The 16,804-nt window shown below is 66.9% G+C and carries 24 protein-coding genes and 2 pseudogenes; 6 read left to right on the top strand and 20 right to left on the bottom strand.

All coding sequences use genetic code 11. From position 1 onward, the window contains the following. Positions 1–162 precede the first annotated feature (162 nt). The 6 genes from AC1DX8_RS13005 to AC1DX8_RS13030 all read right to left on the bottom strand — a co-directional run bounded on the left by AC1DX8_RS13005 (position 163) and on the right by AC1DX8_RS13030 (position 5,403). Positions 163–1,782: a helix-turn-helix transcriptional regulator gene (locus tag AC1DX8_RS13005; protein WP_477630343.1), complete on the bottom strand. Its 1,620-nt coding sequence runs from the start codon at positions 1,780–1,782 to the stop codon at positions 163–165. 395 nt (positions 1,783–2,177) lie between these two features. Next, positions 2,178–2,375 carry a DUF389 domain-containing protein gene (locus AC1DX8_RS13010; RefSeq protein ID WP_477630344.1) on the bottom strand — a complete coding sequence of 66 codons (198 nt, stop codon included), beginning with the start codon at positions 2,373–2,375 and terminating at the stop codon, positions 2,178–2,180. Positions 2,376–2,450: 75 nt separating this feature from the next. Beyond that, on the bottom strand, positions 2,451–2,936 hold the full coding sequence (locus AC1DX8_RS13015; RefSeq protein WP_477630345.1) for a hypothetical protein: 486 nt from the start codon (positions 2,934–2,936) through the stop codon (positions 2,451–2,453). A gap of 202 nt (positions 2,937–3,138) precedes the next feature. Next, on the bottom strand, positions 3,139–3,891 hold the full coding sequence (locus tag AC1DX8_RS13020; RefSeq protein WP_477630346.1) for a hypothetical protein: 753 nt from the start codon (positions 3,889–3,891) through the stop codon (positions 3,139–3,141). Positions 3,892–4,255: 364 nt separating this feature from the next. After that, a complete protein-coding gene (locus AC1DX8_RS13025) occupies positions 4,256–4,783 on the bottom strand; it encodes a hypothetical protein (protein ID WP_477630347.1) in 528 nt (175 codons plus the stop codon). A gap of 71 nt (positions 4,784–4,854) precedes the next feature. Then, positions 4,855–5,403: a hypothetical protein gene (locus AC1DX8_RS13030; RefSeq protein ID WP_477630348.1), complete on the bottom strand. Its 549-nt coding sequence runs from the start codon at positions 5,401–5,403 to the stop codon at positions 4,855–4,857. Positions 5,404–5,711: 308 nt separating this feature from the next. Between AC1DX8_RS13030 and AC1DX8_RS13035 the strand changes: the two genes are divergently transcribed. Both AC1DX8_RS13035 and AC1DX8_RS13040 read left to right on the top strand, forming a co-directional pair. Then, positions 5,712–5,876, top strand: a complete 165-nt coding sequence (locus AC1DX8_RS13035) for a hypothetical protein (RefSeq protein WP_477630349.1) — start codon at positions 5,712–5,714, stop codon at positions 5,874–5,876. 103 nt (positions 5,877–5,979) lie between these two features. Then, positions 5,980–6,252 carry a hypothetical protein gene (locus AC1DX8_RS13040; RefSeq protein WP_477630350.1) on the top strand — a complete coding sequence of 91 codons (273 nt, stop codon included), beginning with the start codon at positions 5,980–5,982 and terminating at the stop codon, positions 6,250–6,252. Between the two features lie 743 nt (positions 6,253–6,995). On the opposite strand, the pseudogene AC1DX8_RS13045 reads toward AC1DX8_RS13040, so the two are convergent. Continuing rightward, positions 6,996–7,109: pseudogene (locus tag AC1DX8_RS13045) on the bottom strand (ATPase, T2SS/T4P/T4SS family); the annotation flags it as partial. A gap of 104 nt (positions 7,110–7,213) precedes the next feature. On the opposite strand from AC1DX8_RS13045, the gene AC1DX8_RS13050 reads away from it, so the two are divergent. The 3 genes from AC1DX8_RS13050 (at position 7,214) to AC1DX8_RS13060 (ending at position 9,243) form a co-directional block, all read left to right on the top strand. Continuing rightward, entirely contained in the window at positions 7,214–7,555 is a 342-nt protein-coding gene (locus AC1DX8_RS13050) for a hypothetical protein (RefSeq protein WP_477630351.1), read from the top strand. Next, the gene (locus AC1DX8_RS13055; protein WP_477630352.1) at positions 7,552–7,923 is read left to right on the top strand and encodes a hypothetical protein; all 372 of its coding nucleotides are present in this window, start codon (positions 7,552–7,554) and stop codon (positions 7,921–7,923) included. The genes AC1DX8_RS13050 and AC1DX8_RS13055 overlap by 4 nt, the downstream gene beginning before the upstream one ends. Before the next feature lie 603 nt (positions 7,924–8,526). After that, the gene (locus tag AC1DX8_RS13060) at positions 8,527–9,243 is read left to right on the top strand and encodes an ANTAR domain-containing protein (RefSeq protein WP_477630353.1); all 717 of its coding nucleotides are present in this window, start codon (positions 8,527–8,529) and stop codon (positions 9,241–9,243) included. Positions 9,244–9,371: 128 nt separating this feature from the next. Here AC1DX8_RS13060 and AC1DX8_RS13065 read toward each other — a convergent pair whose 3' ends face one another. Further along, on the bottom strand, positions 9,372–9,641 hold the full coding sequence (locus AC1DX8_RS13065) for a DUF6221 family protein (RefSeq protein WP_477630354.1): 270 nt from the start codon (positions 9,639–9,641) through the stop codon (positions 9,372–9,374). A 77-nt stretch (positions 9,642–9,718) separates the two neighbouring features. On the opposite strand from AC1DX8_RS13065, the gene AC1DX8_RS13070 reads away from it, so the two are divergent. Further along, entirely contained in the window at positions 9,719–9,841 is a 123-nt protein-coding gene (locus AC1DX8_RS13070; protein WP_477630355.1) for a hypothetical protein, read from the top strand. A 209-nt stretch (positions 9,842–10,050) separates the two neighbouring features. Here the strand turns inward: AC1DX8_RS13070 and AC1DX8_RS13075 are convergent, their stop codons facing one another. The 12 genes and pseudogenes from AC1DX8_RS13075 to AC1DX8_RS13130 all read right to left on the bottom strand — a co-directional run. Then, positions 10,051–10,227, bottom strand: a complete 177-nt coding sequence (locus AC1DX8_RS13075) for a hypothetical protein (RefSeq protein WP_477630356.1) — start codon at positions 10,225–10,227, stop codon at positions 10,051–10,053. Continuing rightward, a complete protein-coding gene (locus AC1DX8_RS13080) occupies positions 10,224–11,393 on the bottom strand; it encodes a phage major capsid protein (RefSeq protein WP_477630357.1) in 1,170 nt (389 codons plus the stop codon). Before AC1DX8_RS13080 ends, AC1DX8_RS13075 begins: the two co-directional genes overlap by 4 nt. A 256-nt stretch (positions 11,394–11,649) precedes the next feature. After that, positions 11,650–11,838 carry a hypothetical protein gene (locus AC1DX8_RS13085; RefSeq protein ID WP_477630358.1) on the bottom strand — a complete coding sequence of 63 codons (189 nt, stop codon included), beginning with the start codon at positions 11,836–11,838 and terminating at the stop codon, positions 11,650–11,652. 12 nt (positions 11,839–11,850) lie between these two features. Further along, entirely contained in the window at positions 11,851–12,075 is a 225-nt protein-coding gene (locus AC1DX8_RS13090) for a hypothetical protein (RefSeq protein WP_477630359.1), read from the bottom strand. After that, positions 12,062–12,448 (bottom strand): hypothetical protein, encoded by a 387-nt coding sequence (locus AC1DX8_RS13095; RefSeq protein WP_477630360.1) that lies wholly within the window; start codon positions 12,446–12,448, stop codon positions 12,062–12,064. The genes AC1DX8_RS13090 and AC1DX8_RS13095 overlap by 14 nt, the downstream gene beginning before the upstream one ends. 121 nt (positions 12,449–12,569) lie before the next feature. Next, a complete protein-coding gene (locus AC1DX8_RS13100) occupies positions 12,570–12,824 on the bottom strand; it encodes a hypothetical protein (protein WP_477630361.1) in 255 nt (84 codons plus the stop codon). A 1-nt stretch (position 12,825) separates the two neighbouring features. Further along, on the bottom strand, positions 12,826–13,347 hold the full coding sequence (locus AC1DX8_RS13105; protein WP_477630362.1) for a hypothetical protein: 522 nt from the start codon (positions 13,345–13,347) through the stop codon (positions 12,826–12,828). Beyond that, positions 13,344–13,556: a hypothetical protein gene (locus AC1DX8_RS13110; protein WP_477630363.1), complete on the bottom strand. Its 213-nt coding sequence runs from the start codon at positions 13,554–13,556 to the stop codon at positions 13,344–13,346. The genes AC1DX8_RS13105 and AC1DX8_RS13110 overlap by 4 nt, the downstream gene beginning before the upstream one ends. Positions 13,557–13,772: 216 nt before the next feature. After that, a complete protein-coding gene (locus AC1DX8_RS13115; protein ID WP_477630364.1) occupies positions 13,773–13,985 on the bottom strand; it encodes a hypothetical protein in 213 nt (70 codons plus the stop codon). Between the two features lie 126 nt (positions 13,986–14,111). After that, positions 14,112–14,369 (bottom strand): hypothetical protein, encoded by a 258-nt coding sequence (locus AC1DX8_RS13120; RefSeq protein WP_477630365.1) that lies wholly within the window; start codon positions 14,367–14,369, stop codon positions 14,112–14,114. A gap of 47 nt (positions 14,370–14,416) precedes the next feature. Then, positions 14,417–15,853: a recombinase family protein gene (locus AC1DX8_RS13125; RefSeq protein WP_477630366.1), complete on the bottom strand. Its 1,437-nt coding sequence runs from the start codon at positions 15,851–15,853 to the stop codon at positions 14,417–14,419. A gap of 1 nt (position 15,854) precedes the next feature. Further along, positions 15,855–16,742: pseudogene (locus AC1DX8_RS13130) on the bottom strand (CpaF family protein); the annotation flags it as partial. Positions 16,743–16,804 lie beyond the last annotated feature (62 nt).

The raw sequence follows: 16,804 nt of genomic DNA on the forward strand, positions 1-16,804 counted from the left end.
ATGAGGTTCCTCGACGCTAGGAGCAGGCGGCGTGACGTCGCGTGCGTCAGATGACTGGGGTCGGAGCAGGTCAGTCGCCGGTAAGTCAACGGCCGGGCTGCGCTCCAGCCATCCCCGAATCAACCAAGGCGCCGGCCACCACAGGGAGCTGGTGCAGAGAAGTCAGGACCGTTCCGTAGTGTCCGTCGTTTCTGCTTCGCCGAGCTGTTTGGCGAGGACGTCGCGCAGCGCGGCCCGGGAGGTGGCGCCGAGCTTGGGGAAGACCTCATACAGGTGAGTCGCAACCGTCCGCGGCGACAAGAACAAGCGTTCCCCGATCTGCTTGTTGGTCAGTCCGGATGCCGCCAGCTCCGCGACCTGCTGCTGTTGCGGCGTCAAGGTCTCGGCAAGAGAGTCCTCTGCCCAACATGCGGGCCCGGTTGGGCCTTGCCGGTGGCCCTGAGCTCTCGCGCCGCCCGGTCGGCCCAGGGCCGCGTCAGCAGCCGGCCAAGGGGCGTCCTTGGCCTGCGTGAGCTGGGTCCTGGCAGCGGCTGCGTGCCGGGTCCGTCGAAGATGTTCGCCGTAGGCCAACTGGATGCGGGCGAGCTCGAACGGGAACTGCTGTGCCTCCGGTGCGGCCAATGCTGCCTCGAACCGCCGCGTGGCTTCGTCAGGGGGCGCGGCCAGGGCGGCAGCGCCGAGCGTCATCAGCTGAAGGCGGGTGGACAACCTTCCCACCCCGGCCTCCTCGAGGGCGGCCACATGGGCAGCGGCTTCAGTTGACCGACCGGATCGGACGGCGGCTTCAGTGAGATCAAGGATGACCCTGAGCGGGAGTGTCGAGTGCGACGGCAGTTCCCCCGCTGGGCTGATGCTGGATGCGTGGCGGTATGCGGCGTCGTAGTCCCCGCGCGTCAGGGCCGCCAGACAGGCCATGTTGGCGAGGTAGCCCTGGACCGAGCCCACGCGGCGTGGGAAGGCCCACGCGGCCATCCGGTCGGTCGTCCACTGGACCGTCGCATCGTGTTCCCGAGCAGCCGCCACCATGCCCCGCAGATGCTGTCCGGGCCATTCGAGCATCCGGTAGCCGAGCTCGTCGCACATACGCAGTCCTTCGGAGACGACCTCGTCCATGTCCTCCCAGGCGCCGGTAAAGAAGTCCTCATTGCCCAGCAGGAAGAGGGCGTCGATGGAGGAGGTGATTGCCCCTCCCGCGCGACCGTCCTCCACGACCCGCCACAACGCTTGACGGCAGCCGCCTACCCTATCGACGAACACGGCAGATATGCCCAGGCGCCGGACGTGGGCGGGGTCCTGTTCCCGGTTCAGCCTGGCGATTGCGGCTTCCAGGTCGTCCAGCACGCCCGCAGCGGTTCGTACGGGGTCTCGCAGGGTGCCGCTGATCAGCCGTAGGTCCAGGGGTGGCTCTGGTTCCAGCCGGGCCATCGCGGTGTCGAAGGGTTCCCACAGCTCGGGACGTCCGCCGAAGTAGCAGATCAGCAGCAGGGTGTGCAGCACCTCCACAAGGATTTGGTCGTCAGCTCGGAAGGGGCCGGTGTGCATCTCGATTGCGTTGACCAGCAGCCGGTAGGTGGTGTCGAGGGCGCCGTCCTGATGGAGAAGTTGCGCCGCAGCGGCAAGGGTCATCGTCAGGGAAGCGTCCGGATCCCGCTCCAGGGCGCTTTCGTCCAGCGAGTGGGGTGCCATGCCGAGGTCGCCGGTGACGTTCGCGCCGAGGTAGGCGGCTCGGGCCATGCGCCTGAACTTGTTGGTGCGCAGGGGGCTCAGGTCAGCGGCGCGCACGAAGACGGCTACCGCTCCGACGGGGTCTCCGCGGTCGACAGCTCGTTGAGCCACCTCCTCAAGGAGCGCAGCCACCGCTTCGTCCGCTCCGAGGGCAGCCGCAGCCAGCTGCCAAGCCCGCCGCTAAGGGTCCGCGATCAGGCGGCCTGCGAGGGTGGTGTGCGCCCGGCGTCGCTCGGCGTCTGGCGCCAGCCCTACGACAGCGGACCGAGTCAGCGGATGACGGAACTCCAGGCGCCGGGATGTCGGGTCCACGAACACCAAGCGTGCACGTTCGGTCGGTCCTAGGGCCTCCAGGCGGTCGCGGCCGTCTTGCTGCCCGCCCATGTCGGCGAGAACTCGCAGGTCGCCGGCAGCGTGCTTCCCCACACTTCACGGCTGGCTCCGAACGCCAGTCAGAGGGCAATGTGCCCGGCGGCGGGCACCGTGGTGACGGAGATGAACACCCCCGACAGGCCGCCGGTGCGGGCTGAGGTCAGCGACAGGACGCCGGCGGCTCCGGCGATGACGGCCACGATGAAGGACCACTTGGGTCGGGGAAGTAGATGAAGTGCGTGCCCGGGCGGAGCCCGGTGACGCCCCAGTGGGTCCATGATCGCAGGACGCGCCGGGCGAGCCACAGGGCGCGAAGCCTCACCAAGAAGCGCTACCGGTGGCTCGTCCGGGGCCTACTCAGCCTGTGGAGCGTCAGGAGCAGCAGTCAGAATCGAAGAAATCGCCTCGGTAGGACGCATGCCCGCCAAGGCGAACTGCAGCATCACTGCGGTCCCAACGCGGTCGGCGTTGCACATCACCTGAGCGTCGGCGATCGAGAGGCCCGCATCTCGCCACGCCGCCGCCTCGATTGCGGTGAAACCGACGGCGTTACGCCAGGCCCGGGTCCAGTCAGCATCGAAACCCATTTCGAGGAACTCCCTGACGACGACGGGTATCACACCCCAGCGTTCCGCCTCTTCTGGGCCCAGACCCAACGCTTCAAAGTCACGCGCCATCTGTGGCGGAATCGCAGCCTCACACCACGCCGGAGCAGAGCTCGCGGGAAGGCCCTCCTTCAGATACTCGATCAGGCCGAAAGGGTCATTTGCCTCAGCAGCCCGCTCAACCCAGTACCGCAACTCATACACATCAGTGTTCATATCCATGTGGTCACCCATCGGCGGAGCCAAGCGCTGACGTGACCGCGCGAGCGGGCGAAGTCACGCAGATCGGTGGTCCGCTGCTTGTCAGCCCTGTGGGTCCGGGCCACGGTGCGTCTGGAGGCAGGCCCCACAGCCGGGTCCGGACGGGCGCACTCGAAGGTGTCGAGAACGACGGTGCTCTGCACGATGTCGGTGGCCCTTCTAACAGGCGAACTATTCAGGCGGGGTGGTCTGAGCGGACACGTTGGGACCGCACGCTGACARACAACCAGTCGCGGTCGTGGCCCACCTTATGCAGCAGGACGAGGTCGGCTGCCTCCCCGATCGACCTCTTGGCACCCTCACGCTCGACCTCAGCCCCGTGCCACACGACGACGGTTGGGACGTGCGGCCTGGCGGCCGCGAAGGCACGAAGGTCGGCCGTCCTCCAGGCGTCTAGATCCTCCGGGGTTGCCGGCACCCCATCCGGAATCGGCGACGGGCCAGCAGCCGGATAGGGGCGCGCACGCTCGAAGCCGTCCAGGATCACCAGCCGCTCGGCTCCCGGATCTTCAGCGGCCAGGAACCGTTCGACGTTGTCCAGCGACGGGATCCCACAGGAGTAGACGTACCCGCCCCCGTCGCCGAGGCGAGCCATGACCTTGTAGTCGCGGTCCACGTATGCGGCGACCAGCCCATTCGTCTCCTCGTTGAGTGACTGCGCGAATCGCTCGGCCGTCACCCCGTCTGACTCACCGACCGCGACGTGGGCGAGTGGATTACGACCCCGCGCCATCGTGGACATTAGGTCGCCGACGGTCGCGGTGTGGGACTGGAATGGGTGGTCGTCGCTGATGGCGATGAGGGTGACGGCTCCGCAGGGCAGGGCAGGGACTGCGTCGGCGATGAGATCCCACGGCCAGCGGCTGGGATTGTCGGACGGGCTGGACAGGGTCTCGGTGGGGGCGCTCGGCGCGGGCTTCTTGAACATGACTCACTTATCGGCAGGCGAACCGGACGGGACGCAGGGCCCTCCATCAGGACTGCCGAGGGGAAGATAGGCAACCAACGGCCGGACCCCGGGCGCTCGGCGATTGCCATTTATGCGCCCGAATTGGGTTTTCCCAATCATTTGCCGGATGCAGCCCACGAGGTGGGCGCAGGCTCGTCCGGGGCGGCCGCGGGACACTCCGTGGACCACCCGATAGGTGTGGCTGACGCTCTACACGACGCGTCGGCGTTCCGGACCGTGGCGTGCACTTTTCCTGGGCACGTGATCACTTTTCTGGGCACGCCGACGCAGCTGTAGCCCGGCCTCCATGAGCGCTGCGGCTCAGGCTGGGGGCAGACCCGGTTTACGCTGGCGCTCCTGCGCGGTCGGCCGACTGCTGGGCAAGGATGGGCCCCGGCTTCCGGCCGATGCACGCGAGGTGGACGATCTCGTCCGGTTGCGCTGCCACGAGGGTCCACCCGAGTGCGGCCGTAGGGCTGTGGCTGTGCTCGACTACCAGCCGTGCCATCTGGCTAGTGAATCCCCGACGGCGCCAGTGAATGGCGTGGTCGGGCCAGAGCCCAGCCAGAGCCCATTCCCGCGCTTGACTCTTCGTGAAGCCGAGAGCCCGGAACCGCTCCACCATGGACGCGTTGAGACCCCATGACTGCGCTTCCTCAGGGCCCATGCCCATCACGATGAACCGTCGCACGTCCACCGGGGTGAAGCCGCAAGCGAACCACCGCTGCGCGTCCGCCCACTCGTAGTCGGTCGCTTCGAGGTACGCCTCCCGACAGATTGTGAGTGAGTATGGCGAGTCGACGTAGGCGCGATCCAAGTCATCCAGGGGCGAGTTGATGGTCATGATCGTCTTATCGGCACTGATGGGCATGGGCCGAACCTGCTCCGCGGTCAGTCTTGTGGAACGTGGTGGCGGCGCATGCTCCCGGGCGTGGACCCGGGTCAGTCGTCCAGCACCTCCTGGTGAAGTCGACCGTCCCAGTCATCAGGCAGGGCGGCCCACGACCCCTCCAGGTCAGGCGGCGACAGGAAGTCCGCCGGGTTGGCCCCGTCCCTGGCATGGTCGAACGCGTCGGCGGGCGACAGGCCCGTCACGGCCCACAGAACGGCCTGGGCGACCGGCTTCCCAAGATCCCTGAGGACGTGCGCTTCCCACGGCGTGAAGCCACCCTCGCGCCAGAACATCGTCTCGTAACCGAAGATCTCGAAGTTGGCCCAGTCCCACGCCTCCTCTTCGGTGAAGCCGCCGTCGACGAACGACCGCACGGCCTCCGGCACCATGACCCAGTCCCACGCATCCTGGGGGGTCAAGCCCAACTCCTCGTACAGGCGCGCTTGGTGCGGGTAGATATCCGCATCCATCCACGCCTGAGCGACGTCCGGACGGCCGAAGAACCCGCCCTCGAGATAGTCATCGAGCGTGTACCAGTTCCACGGCTCGCAGTTGGCACGCTCTTCGGACTGATAGCGGAGATCGAAAGCAGGTGGCATGGACATACCCCTCCTATCGGCAGAGCGAGTGCCCAACCGCACGCTTGTGGACCCGCCTCTCCCCCGCGCATGCAGCACGTCGTCGGCCCCAGATGCCCGCCCGGCACGGGAGAGGGCGACACGAATCCCTCTTCGTGGACGCTCCCGACCCGCGAGGTTCTGCCGATACACCGCTGTGACCGCCTCATAACAGCCCATCACCTCGGAAAGAGACCAACCCCATGACCAACCCACTGACCTGCCCATGCGGAAGCGACACCTTCACGGTCATCGCCACACTCCCCGTCCCCGTCCAGGTCGCACGATCCGTGGCGACCATCAAGATCGACAAGGTCCTCGGGAGCATCGCGCGAGTGGATGCCCATTGCGCCTCCTGCGGCCAGGCGACCGCGAATGACTTCCCCAACCCACTTCAGAGCGCCCGCGCCGCAGCACTCACCGCCTTGGCGCAGGCCAAGATCACCACCACATGAGCCCATGACGCCCAGCGCAGTCGCCAGGGCTTCCACCCGGTCAACCGGCAGACGTGCCCGCCGATATAGGCGGGGACTACAAGCCCTACCCAAGGAATCGACTATGAGCACCGACCACCCCACCTGCGACTGCGGCAACCAAGACCTCTGGGTCACCGCCGCCATCCCCGTAGATATCCGCATCAGCCCAAGCGGCGTCACCCTGCACCTCACTCGGCCCGGGACACACCCCGATTTCCAGCCGTGGGAAACCGCTGGCTGCGGCGACTGTGGTGCGTCAAGCCTCGGCAACTCCAACGAAGGGCTCGTCGCAGCCATCGAACGCGCCATGGTCGCGCTCACCAAAGTGACCGCGGACGTCCGGTGCGACAAGTAGGCGTGAGCCCGGAGGCAAGCGGTCCGCGGGTCACGCTGCGACGGAGTCTATTCAGCCTTGTGGGCGAATCGGCATAAGGCCGAGTCCCAAGTCCCAAGATGGGCGCTCAGGTCCCATGCGAGTCCCCATCTGAGTCGGGAAGGCCCAAGTTCGCCCGGATCGGACACGCACCCCCGTTTGTTCGCACACTGACCCGTGATTTCGCACGCGGATCGCAAAGTGGAGTCAGAAATTCGCATAGTTGCCCGGATCGGACAAACTCCTCCACGGCTCCCGCTCGCGCCCGACAACTCCCTAAGTGGCCTGACCCGGACACGCACAACCAGTCTCAAGTTCGTCGCGGGGAGTCTCACGCGAGTCTCATGTTGACTCGCAAAGTCTCAGGCTCGCCCGTATCGGACAACGGACAAGAGTTATGCAAAACCCTGAGTGCGGCCAACATCTCGCGGACCTCTGCACCCCGCACCTGGCCCACCGCCAGCGAGTTGTATCGGCTGGCATCGTCATGAGTTGCGCGCCGCATCCCTTGGCCACACGCGCGACTAAAACTCCTGCCTCCCACCCGAGCTAGGCCCGAGCGTGCCTGCGGAGCCGCGGTCAGGCGCCAGGTGATGGTCTTCGGGGAGCAGCGTCGTCCAAACTTCGCAACCTAATGGCTTGTGATCCAGACTTCGCACGCTTGACATGGGGCACACGGTTCAGTGCAATTGAGAGTCCTGCATCACACATCGATGGTGTGTCTAGGTGTGAAGCACGAACCTGCTCCCGACGTTCTCACCGGCCAGCAGGGGCAGCGTGCACATCTTCGTGATGGCTTCGCGGGCGCTGTTGGCGTGGATCGTGCACATGCCCGGAAGCGCAAGTAATGCTTGCGCACAGCACCTACGGGTGCGGCCCCAGCCGGTGAAGCAGTCGCCGGCCAGGGCCTAGACCGATTCACCTAGCAGAGAGATGAACGACCATGAGCACAAGCATGCAGGACACCACCGTGCACATCACCATTGATCCCCGCGAACTGCGGGTGCAGGAAGGCGACGTCGACGTCTGGTGGCAGGAGTCGGGCGACCTCAACACCGCCTTGAAGGTGGGCAGTCGCAAGACCAAGACCTACGTTCCGACGCTGGACGCCTCCGGGCTCCTCGTCATCGCGTTGAACATGGACGGCGAGGGTTCCGACGAGGTCATGACCGAGATGCCTGCAGGGCCGCGTTCGACCTCCCTTGAGGTCATCGAGCGCGCGATCAGATCGTTGCAGGTGCTCGCAGTCGGCGTCCGGGCTACGTCACGGGAGGCGACGTCATGACCGCTACGGCGACGGAGGTCAAGCACGAGCTGTGGTGCAACCACCACCTGCACGAGGAGTCCGGCCCGGGTTGCTGCGAGTGGGAGGCGAACGTCGCTGGTGCCTTCGTGAACGTCGACGTCGAGGGCGGCCGCAAGGTCGTCACGGTGTGGAGCGGCGGGGGCAACCAGCTGAGCCCCACGGACGCCGTCGAGGTGGCTGCCAGGACGATCGAGGCCGCCTCACTCGCGGCTGGCCACACGCCGACGACGGTAGCGGTTCACCGCGGCCTGGTGCGCGCTATCGGCCACGGTGGACCGTTCGACGTGGACGTCGTCGAGGTGATCGCCGATGCTCTCGGTGTCAGCGTGGTGGACCTGCTCCGCTGATCTCTCGACGTCAAGACGGTCCCACTGCCACGCGTTTTGTGCACAGTGGGACCGTCTGCGTTGTGGCGCCGCCCCGCCCTACAGGGGGTTAGGCGGGGCGGCTACGCAATCGGCCGAGGGGACAAAGCCGATGACCGCGATGCGTCAGCATAGTACCCGCGGCAAAGCAATCAAGGCCCCCCACGCCTTCCCCCTAACCCCTCCGGCGTGGGGCACCTCTACCCGCAGCCATTGTGCGCTCGGACCCGAAATAGCTGCAATGCTCCGAACTGGGCATATGCACGGCCAGCCTGGCAATGGCAGGATGGTCTCTGCGCGCCCCCCCCGGCCCCCGGGGTCGAGGGGGCGCGCTAGTGCCGACCGCTACCCCACCCAGCAGGGATGTTGGGTGGGGTAGGGGCCGCCGGTGGGTGAGGGGGCTGCCCGGCGGCGTTCCCAACGCTAGGGAGGGGCCACGTCCATGGCATCGCGCACCTGTCCTACGCGCCTTTGACTGGTGCGTCTGACGAATGTGACATCTCGCGGCGGACATAGTTGAATCAGCAGAGCAGACGCCTTGAGGTTGGCACCCGCCCGCTTTGAGGGGCAGAGAGGAAACACCTGATGCCCCGGGAGTTGGACGAGACCTGGCAGATGTTGGACGACTTCGCTGAGGTCGCGCGGCTTGCGCACATGCAGGACGACCACCGAGATGCCCTCGCGGCGCTGTGCGAACTCGCGATGAAGGTAGTCGAGGGTGACCACGCATCCATCACGACGGTGAACGGCGGCAAGTTCTCGTCTGTCGCCAGCACCAGCGACGTGCCGAGCATGGTCGACAAGATCCAAGCCGAGACCAAAGAGGGGCCATGCCTCGACGCAGACCAGACCACCGACGGGGTGCGCATCGACGACCTCACCACTGACACGCGCTGGCCAAGCTTCGGGCAGACGACGTCCAGCAGGCTCGGCATGCGCAGCATGGTGGCCGCGGTCCGGCCCGTGGGCGTTAATGTCGTAAGCGCGGTCAACGTTTACGCCGCCCGACCGCATGCGTTCTCACCCGAACACGAGACCCTGCTCTCGATCTTTGCTTCTACTGCTGCTGGCACGCTGCGCGTAGCCCACCACGACGACCGGGCCAAGCATCTGGAGCGGGCATTGCACACCAGTCGCCGGATCGGTGTCGCGTTGGGAATCCTGATGAACAGCCAGCAGGTCAGCCTCGACGAGGCCTGGAGCCTGTTGTCCAAGGCGAGTCAGGACAACAACGTCAAGCTGTCCGTGCTCGCGCAGCACGTCCTCGAGACGGGCAGCGTCGAACCAGTTCCCGCGAACTGAGAGAGCCGACTGTTTGACCCTCCCAGCCCACTTGCCGCCTACCCGACTTCCCCGGCTTTATGCAGTAAGGGCACGGTAAGAGAGGTTCGATGCGGGCGCCCGACAACATACGACAAGGCATCCTCGCGCTAGCTCACAGGGGCCCACTCTGCGCGCCACTCCGGGTGATCCGAGTAGGTGTATGCCAGGGCCATAAGCTCCCACGAGAGCACCTCCTCCTCGTCATCGGAGAACCACCCCGCCTGAACCTCGATGATCCGGCGCTTTGCGTCACAGTCGTTAAGGGCCACGGTGAGCGCCCTGCGCGCCGCCGGCGACAGGTCGGCCGTATCGAGCAGCGTCCTGCAGCGGATCTCCTGCTCCGTGATGCGCGCACGCAGGAAGTCGAGGAGATTCACGGCCCCATCCTGGGTCACAAGACGGGGGCCCACCACACAGAAGAGGCGGCACTCCTTGTAGGTCGGACCAGTCCCCGATGGCGCTGGGTGAGGAGATGGTGAGGACTTGGTCCGTGGGCGTCGTGGTGGTGGTCATCCCCGAGTTGCCTGCGGTGACGGCGGTCCCGGCCGTGCCGGTCTCCGCGTTGAAGCTGTACTGAGTCATGTCGAGCTCCTGTGCTGGGTTCGGGGCGAGCGTGGGGACGCAACGCGTTGGCTGCCTTGGGTGCCCCCGAACCTGTTTGGGGCTCGGGGGCACCTGGCGTCGGGCTTCGTCGTCGCCTCGGGTGAGTGCTCAGGACACCCGTGCGAGACGCTCGGCCCGGCTTTCCCACCTCGGCGCCCAAACACCGCGGTGGGACGTTCTGCGCTACTCGATGAGCCCCGCGGTCCGCCACCGTTCGGCGACGGACTTGGGGACGCTGATGGACTCGCCTGGGCCTGCGACGGTGCCCTCGTGGGCCACCTGCCAGTTGGCGGCCGGTGTGACCTTGACGGTGGGTTCCTTGGGCTCCGCGTCGGCGGTGGCCTTGGTGCGGCCGGTCAAGACAGCGTCACCTTGACGAAGCACGTCGGCCTGAAAACTGCCAGCGCCAGGCGTTCCTCGGCGCGGAACCGAGTGACGTTGTTCGTCCAGTCGGTGCCGGCACTCTGGGTCTCCAGGGTGATGCCCTGGCGGTAGCGAACCTGGCCTCCGCTGGCGAAGTCGCCCACGAGGACCGTCTTGGCGGTGATGCTGGTGGTCAGGACCACCGGCTTGCCCCACAGCATCAGACCGTCACTCTCGGCCGGAGCGCCCAGGAGGTAGCGGTTCTGGGTGTCCTTCAGGAGCCGGATCGCTGACCAGTCGTTGGGGTTCATCACGAAGCCGGTTGCCTCAGTGAACGAGGACCCAACTCGCAGGTCGTTCAACGCGAGCTCGAGAGTGTCGATCGCCGTCTCGGGCGCCGCGGCCTGTGTGCGAGTCAGGACGCCCGTCGTGGTCAGCACACCCTGCAGGTTCGGCGCGGTGCCGTTCCCGGACAGGAGCTGCGTGTTCTCCGCGGCGATGATGGCCTGGGTGAGCTCGGAGGAGAAGTAGGAGGCCGTCGAGGCGAAGTCCATCAAGGACTCGTCGACCACGCCGAGGTGGGCCGCGATCTTGCGCATGGTGGCGGTCACCTGGTCGATGGTCGGCACGATCTCCGGCTTGGCCCCACCGGCTGCCACCGTGGCCGCTGCGCCGCTGCTGTTGCCGGTATGCCGGATGTACTCGAAGCTCGGCGCCGACTCGGCGACGGTGGGGAACAGGGACGCCACGCGGGTGGGCTCACGCCGGAACGCGAGGATCCCAGGGACCAGGCTGGACGGCAGGAGGGAGCCGAGGTCCGACGCCGCCTTGGTGCCGACCTCCACGCGAAGCGACTGCTTCGTGGTGGCCGCGTGGTGCAGTGCCTTGACCTGCTCGTCGTCGGGGGCCAGCGACGGCAGACCGAACGACTTGCCGGTGTACGCCCCAACGCCTTCCATCGAGTCGGCCGATGAGCCGCCGCTTGCAAGGCGGCCTGCCTGCTCGTGCATCTCGATGGTCTTTGCGTGGGCCTTGATCGCGGCCTCGATCTCGTCGAGCTTCGCGGTCTTGGTCTCCGGTCGGAGACGGGGGTTCTTGGTGACTTCCTGGGCTTGCTCGGCCAGCTGCCGCATCGCGGTCTTGGCCTCGAGGATTGCGGACATCTCGGATCTCGATGTCTGTCCATATGTGCCGCGCCGCATCTGCGGCGGGCACGAGAGGGAAAGGGGCTGCGCTATGCGGCCTGCAGGCAGCGGCCAAGCGCGCGCGGGACTCTTCGTGCCGTTCGGCGAATGCGGGGAGCTTGGGCGGCGGCGGCGGCCCCGAAGGGCGGCGGCCGCGGCTTATCTCGCGGCGACGATCGAAACGGCTTGTCCTACAGCCCCATCATAGCGCATGTCTCGTATCCGAGACAGGGATCTAGGCTTCCGCGTGTTCAGGACAGCCCGGCTCGTGGTCGATACCGACGACCCAGCGCGTGCCGCTGGCGGGTACAGGCTCAGCCGTGACGCGGCAGTGCCGGCAGGTCAGGAGGGTCGCCTCCATCTGCGCGTCGAGGAAGTTGACGATGCTCGAGGGATCGTCCTGGTCGTGGGCGTTGACGGTCACTGGGTTGGCCTCTCAGATCAGTGCGAATAGGTCGAGGGGGTTGAGGCCGAGCTCTCTGGCGCGGGTGTAGCGGTCGCGGCGGGCCTGGTCCCACCCGCGGCGCAGCCGGTTCCGCTCGGCCGTGGAGAGGCTGGGCTCGCAGATCTCGCAGACGCACCGCTCGTCAGCGGGGCGCGGGAACTCGGCCAGCACGTCGGCGGCCGTGGCTTGGGCGCCCTGGCCCTTACGCCGCGCCATCACGGCCCCCTCGCAGCGAGCGCAACGCCTTGCCTCGGTGCTTGGTCCGTGCGGCCTGGCGCTGCTGGGGGTGGCGGACCTCGCCTGCCTGCTCGCCCTCGAGCGGAAGGGCCAGCGAACGGCACAACGACTCCAGCACCTTGCGGTGCGCCCTCGGCTCGGCGAACAACGGGTTCGGCACCGGCTGGCCCATCGAGCCGCGCACGGTGAGGGCGCCTGCCGCGAGCTCGACCTCGATGCGTGCCAGCTCGTCGGTCGTGCGGCATGCCTGGTGCAGAAGTGCGCGCTCGGCGGGGTCGAGCTCGTAGGCGCCCACGACGGCATCCCACAGTGCCGAGCCGGCAGGGTCGTAGAGCGACTTCCTAGCGGTCATCTTGGGGCCTCCTGAGGCTGAAAAACGGGCTTGCGCAGACCATCTGTGTGGGGACGACTACCGGAGCAGTCGTCCGGCCTGTCTTGACGTAGAGATGATTTGGCCCCTACCCCGTGGCGATTCATGGGCTGCACTCCGGGCATCCCGTGCCTCGCCACGTGACTGGCTGGTGGTGGTGATCGCGGCAGACGTAGCCGGTGACTGGAAGGGCTGGGCGCTTGGGGCCGCGGCGCTTGTCCAGGTAGACGATCAGGTACTTGTCGCACCCGAGACAGGTGCGCTTGACGTCACCGTTCGGCCGCGTCTCCTCGGTGAACTCCTCGCCTGTGCATCGGCGGGCGTGGACGAACCGGATGGTTGGCGCGTTGGTTGGCATGTCAGGAGGCCTCGAGTTCGGGGGTGGTTGGGGTAGTAGAAGAGAGAGAGGCCGAGCACGGAACGACTACGTCGGGGGTAGTCGTTCGCGGCTGAGTGACCACAGTGGGGGTAGTCGTTCGCGGCTGAGTGACTACCTCACGGGTAGTCGTTCGCGGTTGGCGCCTCGTGTGATCGCGTCGGCATCGAGCGTCCGGGTTACCCCTGCCGCCCTGCACGTCGTGGCTACTCACGACCAGGCAGAGTGCGTGGGAGACGTCGAGGACCAGGCCCAGGTCGACGGCCTTCTGGATGCTGCGGTAGATGCTTCGACGGTCGGGCAGGGAGCCGTCCTCGCGGATCAGGTAGTAGGCCAGCTCGCCGCGGTCGAGCTTGGCGTGGCCGTTCGCGCTGTGGCGGCCATAAGCGACGAAGACGATGCGGAGGTAGTCGGGGAATCTGTGGTCGCCAGCCCTGTCGAGCCAGTGGTCTTGGCTGTGTGCGGACCAGTCGCGCCCGCCGAAGTCGATGCGTCGGACGCTCACCGGAGCTCGCCCTTCATCCGTACCTCGTAGCCGGCGTGCTCGGCTCGGGCGATGAGATCACCGATGCGCTCCGTGCGGATGTGCCAGCCCTTGTACGTGATCGAGTACATGGCGGGGATGTGCTCGGCCTTCAGCCACTGCCCGAGATGGCCGCGGACCAAGCTGTAGCGCGGGCTCTCGCGGAGGCCATAGACGTAGACGCGGTTCACCTGGGCCACCTGGCCTCGCGCCGAGATGCTGCCGCCTCGTCCGCATCCGCGTCTCGTGGCTCCAGGTCGGCCATACGGTGCACAACCTCGGCCGCGGTGCGCTGGATGGTGGCGAGCTCTTCGTCCATCTGCTGTCGGCCGCGCTCGATGCCATCCGCGAATCCACGCAGGTATCCGTGCAGGTGACGTTCCCAGTCGTCGCGAGGGAGGAGAGCGTCAGGCGGCGTCGCCATGTGCTTCACCGCCCCGCAAGAGCAGGGCGAGCCGGTCGCGCTGCTCGGGAAGGAGCGGGGGCCACGCGGCCACGGTCTTGGCAATGTGCTCGGCCAGGGTTTCGGCCTTGAGCTCGCGGCGTAGGTCGGTGTGGTCTTCGGTCGGTCGGTGTCTGCTCTCAGCGGCCAGACGGCCTCGGAGGGATCGTGAAGACATAGGAATGCCTCTCAGCGAGTGCTATCCGTGTCTCCGCTGAGAGGCACCTAACCTCGGCTCTAATCGGCTGCCGAACCGGCCCGGTGGGGCTATTGCTGCAAATGCTACAGGCAGTAGCAAGTGAAACTAGGGACGTAGTTCGTCCGTGTGTCGCCCGCGCACCTCGTTGTCATCCAGTAGGGCGCGGACACGATCCCAACGCACGACGACATCGGCGCGGCATTCCCCGCAGGTCCCGCGGACGCGCTCAGACTCCCCGGACTGCTCAAAGTGCAGGCCGTTGCCTTGGCGGTACTCGCTTGCCTTCGGATGCGGGTCAAGATATTTGAGCGCGATCCCAACGAAGTGCCCCTTCTCGCAGAGGAGGTCGACCACCACCTGCATCGGCTGGACCGAACCTCTTCCTTGATCCTCTACACGTCTACGGCGGCTCATTGGTGGACTCCCCTCGGTTCGATCTTGACTAGGTCCCCGTCATAGACGTTGCCACGCTTGCCCGAAGGAAGCACGGTAATCGTCATCAGCTCGCGGACCACGGCGCGTTTCCTGTCGATCGTGAGCGCCTTCCAAACCTTGGCCGGATCACGGCCCACGAACGGCGCGAGGGCACTACCTCGGGCGGCGCGGGCCATCGCGGACTCTGTGTCGCTCAGTCGGTCCTGTAGCCCCTTGGTGATCTTGGCCAGCTGGGCGCCCGTGATGCTGTGCGCGGTGAACAGGTCGGCAGCCTCCCCCATGCTGGCGCGGATGCTGACGGCCTCGAGCCGCAGCCCCTCGGCGTCTGGTGAGTCCTCGCGGGTCGCCAGCGCTGCCATGAAGTCCGGGCGGGCCAGTAACCCGAGCATGATGCCCTCAACGTGCTCGTCCAACGGCTCGGCAGACCGGGCGACGTGCCCACCGCCACCGACTCGACAGCGGTAGACCGTGCGGTTGGTCCCTCTGGCGCGGTTGCTCGCCACCGTGGCCGAACGCAGGGGCTCGCCGCACCCTTCCTTGCCGCAGACCGCGATGCCGGCCAGGAGCCAGCGAACACGGTTGCTCGTGGATCTGCGCCGGTCGGGGTTCTCCAACACTGCGCAGACCGCGCGCCAGGTGTCCTCGGTCAAAATGGCAGGCCACGTCGTCCTGCCGACGATCTCCCCGTTGAGAGTCGACAGTCCCGCATTCCGGGGACGCGTGAGCACCTGCCGCAAGCTCGTGTAGCTCCACGGCCTTCCCGTCGACGTCGTGACACCGCGGGTGTTCAGGTCGGCCACGATGGATCCAAGAGACGCGCCAGCAAGAAGCGACTTCGCGGCCTCGCGAATTTCGCGCGCCTCGCGTCGGTTCAAGGTGGCGCTGCCGTCGCCGACTAGGTTCCAGCCGAATGGTGGCGCGCCGCCCAACCACTTGCCCGCCTCGGCCGCCTTACGTTGGGCCCTCCGGGTTCGCTCGCTCTTATGCTCGCTTTCCTGACGGGAGACGGCCCCGCGGATGCGTGCAGTCATACGCCCCGACGCCGTTGCGAGGTCGAGCTCACCCGCCTGGGCGAAGTGAGTCACCACCCTGCGAGGCTCGCACGCGTCGATGTAGTCCTCGAGCTCGCGTGGCGCTCGGTGCAGGCGGTCCTCGTGCCATGCGAGCACCGCGTCGACCTCACCCCTGCGGATCGAGTCGAGCAGAGCGAGGTATCCGGGCCGCGACTTGCCGCTGTAGGCGCTCACGTCGTTGTCGGTGTGCTGCGCGACTATGGTCCAACCGAGGCGCTTGGCGAGCGCCTCGCAGTCCTGACGCTGCCGTTCGACGCCAAGGCCGGCGCCCTCGCGGTCCTGGGATATGCGGCAGTAGATGGCCGCTCGTTTGGTCATATCGACATTGTGCCTTGACATACCCCGGCAGACCACTGTTCAGGGCGATCAGGAGGTCGAGGCTCTCGCCCTGGCGGACCTCACCGACGATGATCCGGGACGGCCGCATCCGCAGGGCTTCCTTGACCAGCCGACGCAGCGGGATCTCACCGGTTCCCTCGAGACTGGCCTGTCGACACTGCATGGAAGCCACGTCACGCAAGGGGATCTTGAGCTCGAAGACCTCCTCGCAGGTCACCACCCGCTCCCTCGGGGGGATCGCCGCGCTGAGGCAGTTGAGCAGGGTGGTCTTGCCGGCCTGGGTGCCTCCGGCGACGAGGATGTTCAGACCGGACGCCACCGCCGCACCCAGGAAGCGCGCCGCCGGGGCAGTGAGCGTCCCGAGACCCACGAGGTCGTCGAGGTGCGCAGCACGCACGACGAACTTCCGGATGTTGACCGACCAGTGGGTCCGCGTGATGTCGGGGATGACCACGTGCAGCCGAGAACCGTCCGGCAGGACCGCGTCGACGAAGGGGCTGGACAGGTCGACCCGGCGCCCACTGGTCTTGAGCATGCGCTCCACGAGGTCGCGGACGCCGTCGGTGGTCAGCATGGTGGTGGTCAGCTCTGCGACGCCCCCACGGGCGACGAACACCTTGGAGGGCTCGTTGATCCAGATCTCCTCGACGTCCGGGGCGTCGAAGTACTGCTGCAACGGCCCGAAACCTGCGACCGCGTCCTTCACCGACTTGACCGCGTCGTCGACGTTGGGCAGTGCCGGCAGGCTGCCGTGCAGCGACCGCTCGTCGTAGTCGGCCACCGCGTCCCGGACCAGCCGATCGAGCTCTCCGACATCGCGCGCCGGGTCGAGGCCGGAGCGGCGGATCAGCTCCCGCACCTCGGACTCCACCGTCAGCAGTGCGTCCATCGACCCCTCCCCCCTCCCCACGACCTCCATCGCGATCTCCTCCCTTGCATTCGCTTGCGCAA

The sequence above is a fragment of the Pedococcus sp. P2_A3 genome (assembly GCF_056405035.1).

Excerpts from the sequence above, each read along its gene's own strand:
- AC1DX8_RS13060 (WP_477630353.1), top strand. The coding sequence starts at position 8,527 with ATGCCCCGGGAGTTGGACGAGACCTGGCAGATGTTGGACGACTTCGCT.
- AC1DX8_RS13015 (WP_477630345.1), bottom strand. The coding sequence starts at position 2,936 with ATGGGTGACCACATGGATATGAACACTGATGTGTATGAGTTGCGGTAC.
- AC1DX8_RS13025 (WP_477630347.1), bottom strand. The coding sequence starts at position 4,783 with ATGCCCATCAGTGCCGATAAGACGATCATGACCATCAACTCGCCCCTG.
- AC1DX8_RS13030 (WP_477630348.1), bottom strand. The coding sequence starts at position 5,403 with ATGCCACCTGCTTTCGATCTCCGCTATCAGTCCGAAGAGCGTGCCAAC.
- AC1DX8_RS13010 (WP_477630344.1), bottom strand. The coding sequence starts at position 2,375 with ATGGACCCACTGGGGCGTCACCGGGCTCCGCCCGGGCACGCACTTCAT.
- AC1DX8_RS13125 (WP_477630366.1), bottom strand. The coding sequence starts at position 15,853 with ATGTCAAGGCACAATGTCGATATGACCAAACGAGCGGCCATCTACTGC.
- AC1DX8_RS13080 (WP_477630357.1), bottom strand. The coding sequence starts at position 11,393 with ATGTCCGCAATCCTCGAGGCCAAGACCGCGATGCGGCAGCTGGCCGAG.
- AC1DX8_RS13090 (WP_477630359.1), bottom strand. The coding sequence starts at position 12,075 with ATGGCGCGGCGTAAGGGCCAGGGCGCCCAAGCCACGGCCGCCGACGTG.
- AC1DX8_RS13100 (WP_477630361.1), bottom strand. The coding sequence starts at position 12,824 with ATGCCAACCAACGCGCCAACCATCCGGTTCGTCCACGCCCGCCGATGC.
- AC1DX8_RS13055 (WP_477630352.1), top strand. The coding sequence starts at position 7,552 with ATGACCGCTACGGCGACGGAGGTCAAGCACGAGCTGTGGTGCAACCAC.
- AC1DX8_RS13050 (WP_477630351.1), top strand. The coding sequence starts at position 7,214 with ATGAGCACAAGCATGCAGGACACCACCGTGCACATCACCATTGATCCC.
- AC1DX8_RS13115 (WP_477630364.1), bottom strand. The coding sequence starts at position 13,985 with ATGTCTTCACGATCCCTCCGAGGCCGTCTGGCCGCTGAGAGCAGACAC.
- AC1DX8_RS13095 (WP_477630360.1), bottom strand. The coding sequence starts at position 12,448 with ATGACCGCTAGGAAGTCGCTCTACGACCCTGCCGGCTCGGCACTGTGG.
- AC1DX8_RS13040 (WP_477630350.1), top strand. The coding sequence starts at position 5,980 with ATGAGCACCGACCACCCCACCTGCGACTGCGGCAACCAAGACCTCTGG.
- AC1DX8_RS13120 (WP_477630365.1), bottom strand. The coding sequence starts at position 14,369 with ATGCAGGTGGTGGTCGACCTCCTCTGCGAGAAGGGGCACTTCGTTGGG.
- AC1DX8_RS13070 (WP_477630355.1), top strand. The coding sequence starts at position 9,719 with ATGGCGCTGGGTGAGGAGATGGTGAGGACTTGGTCCGTGGGCGTCGTG.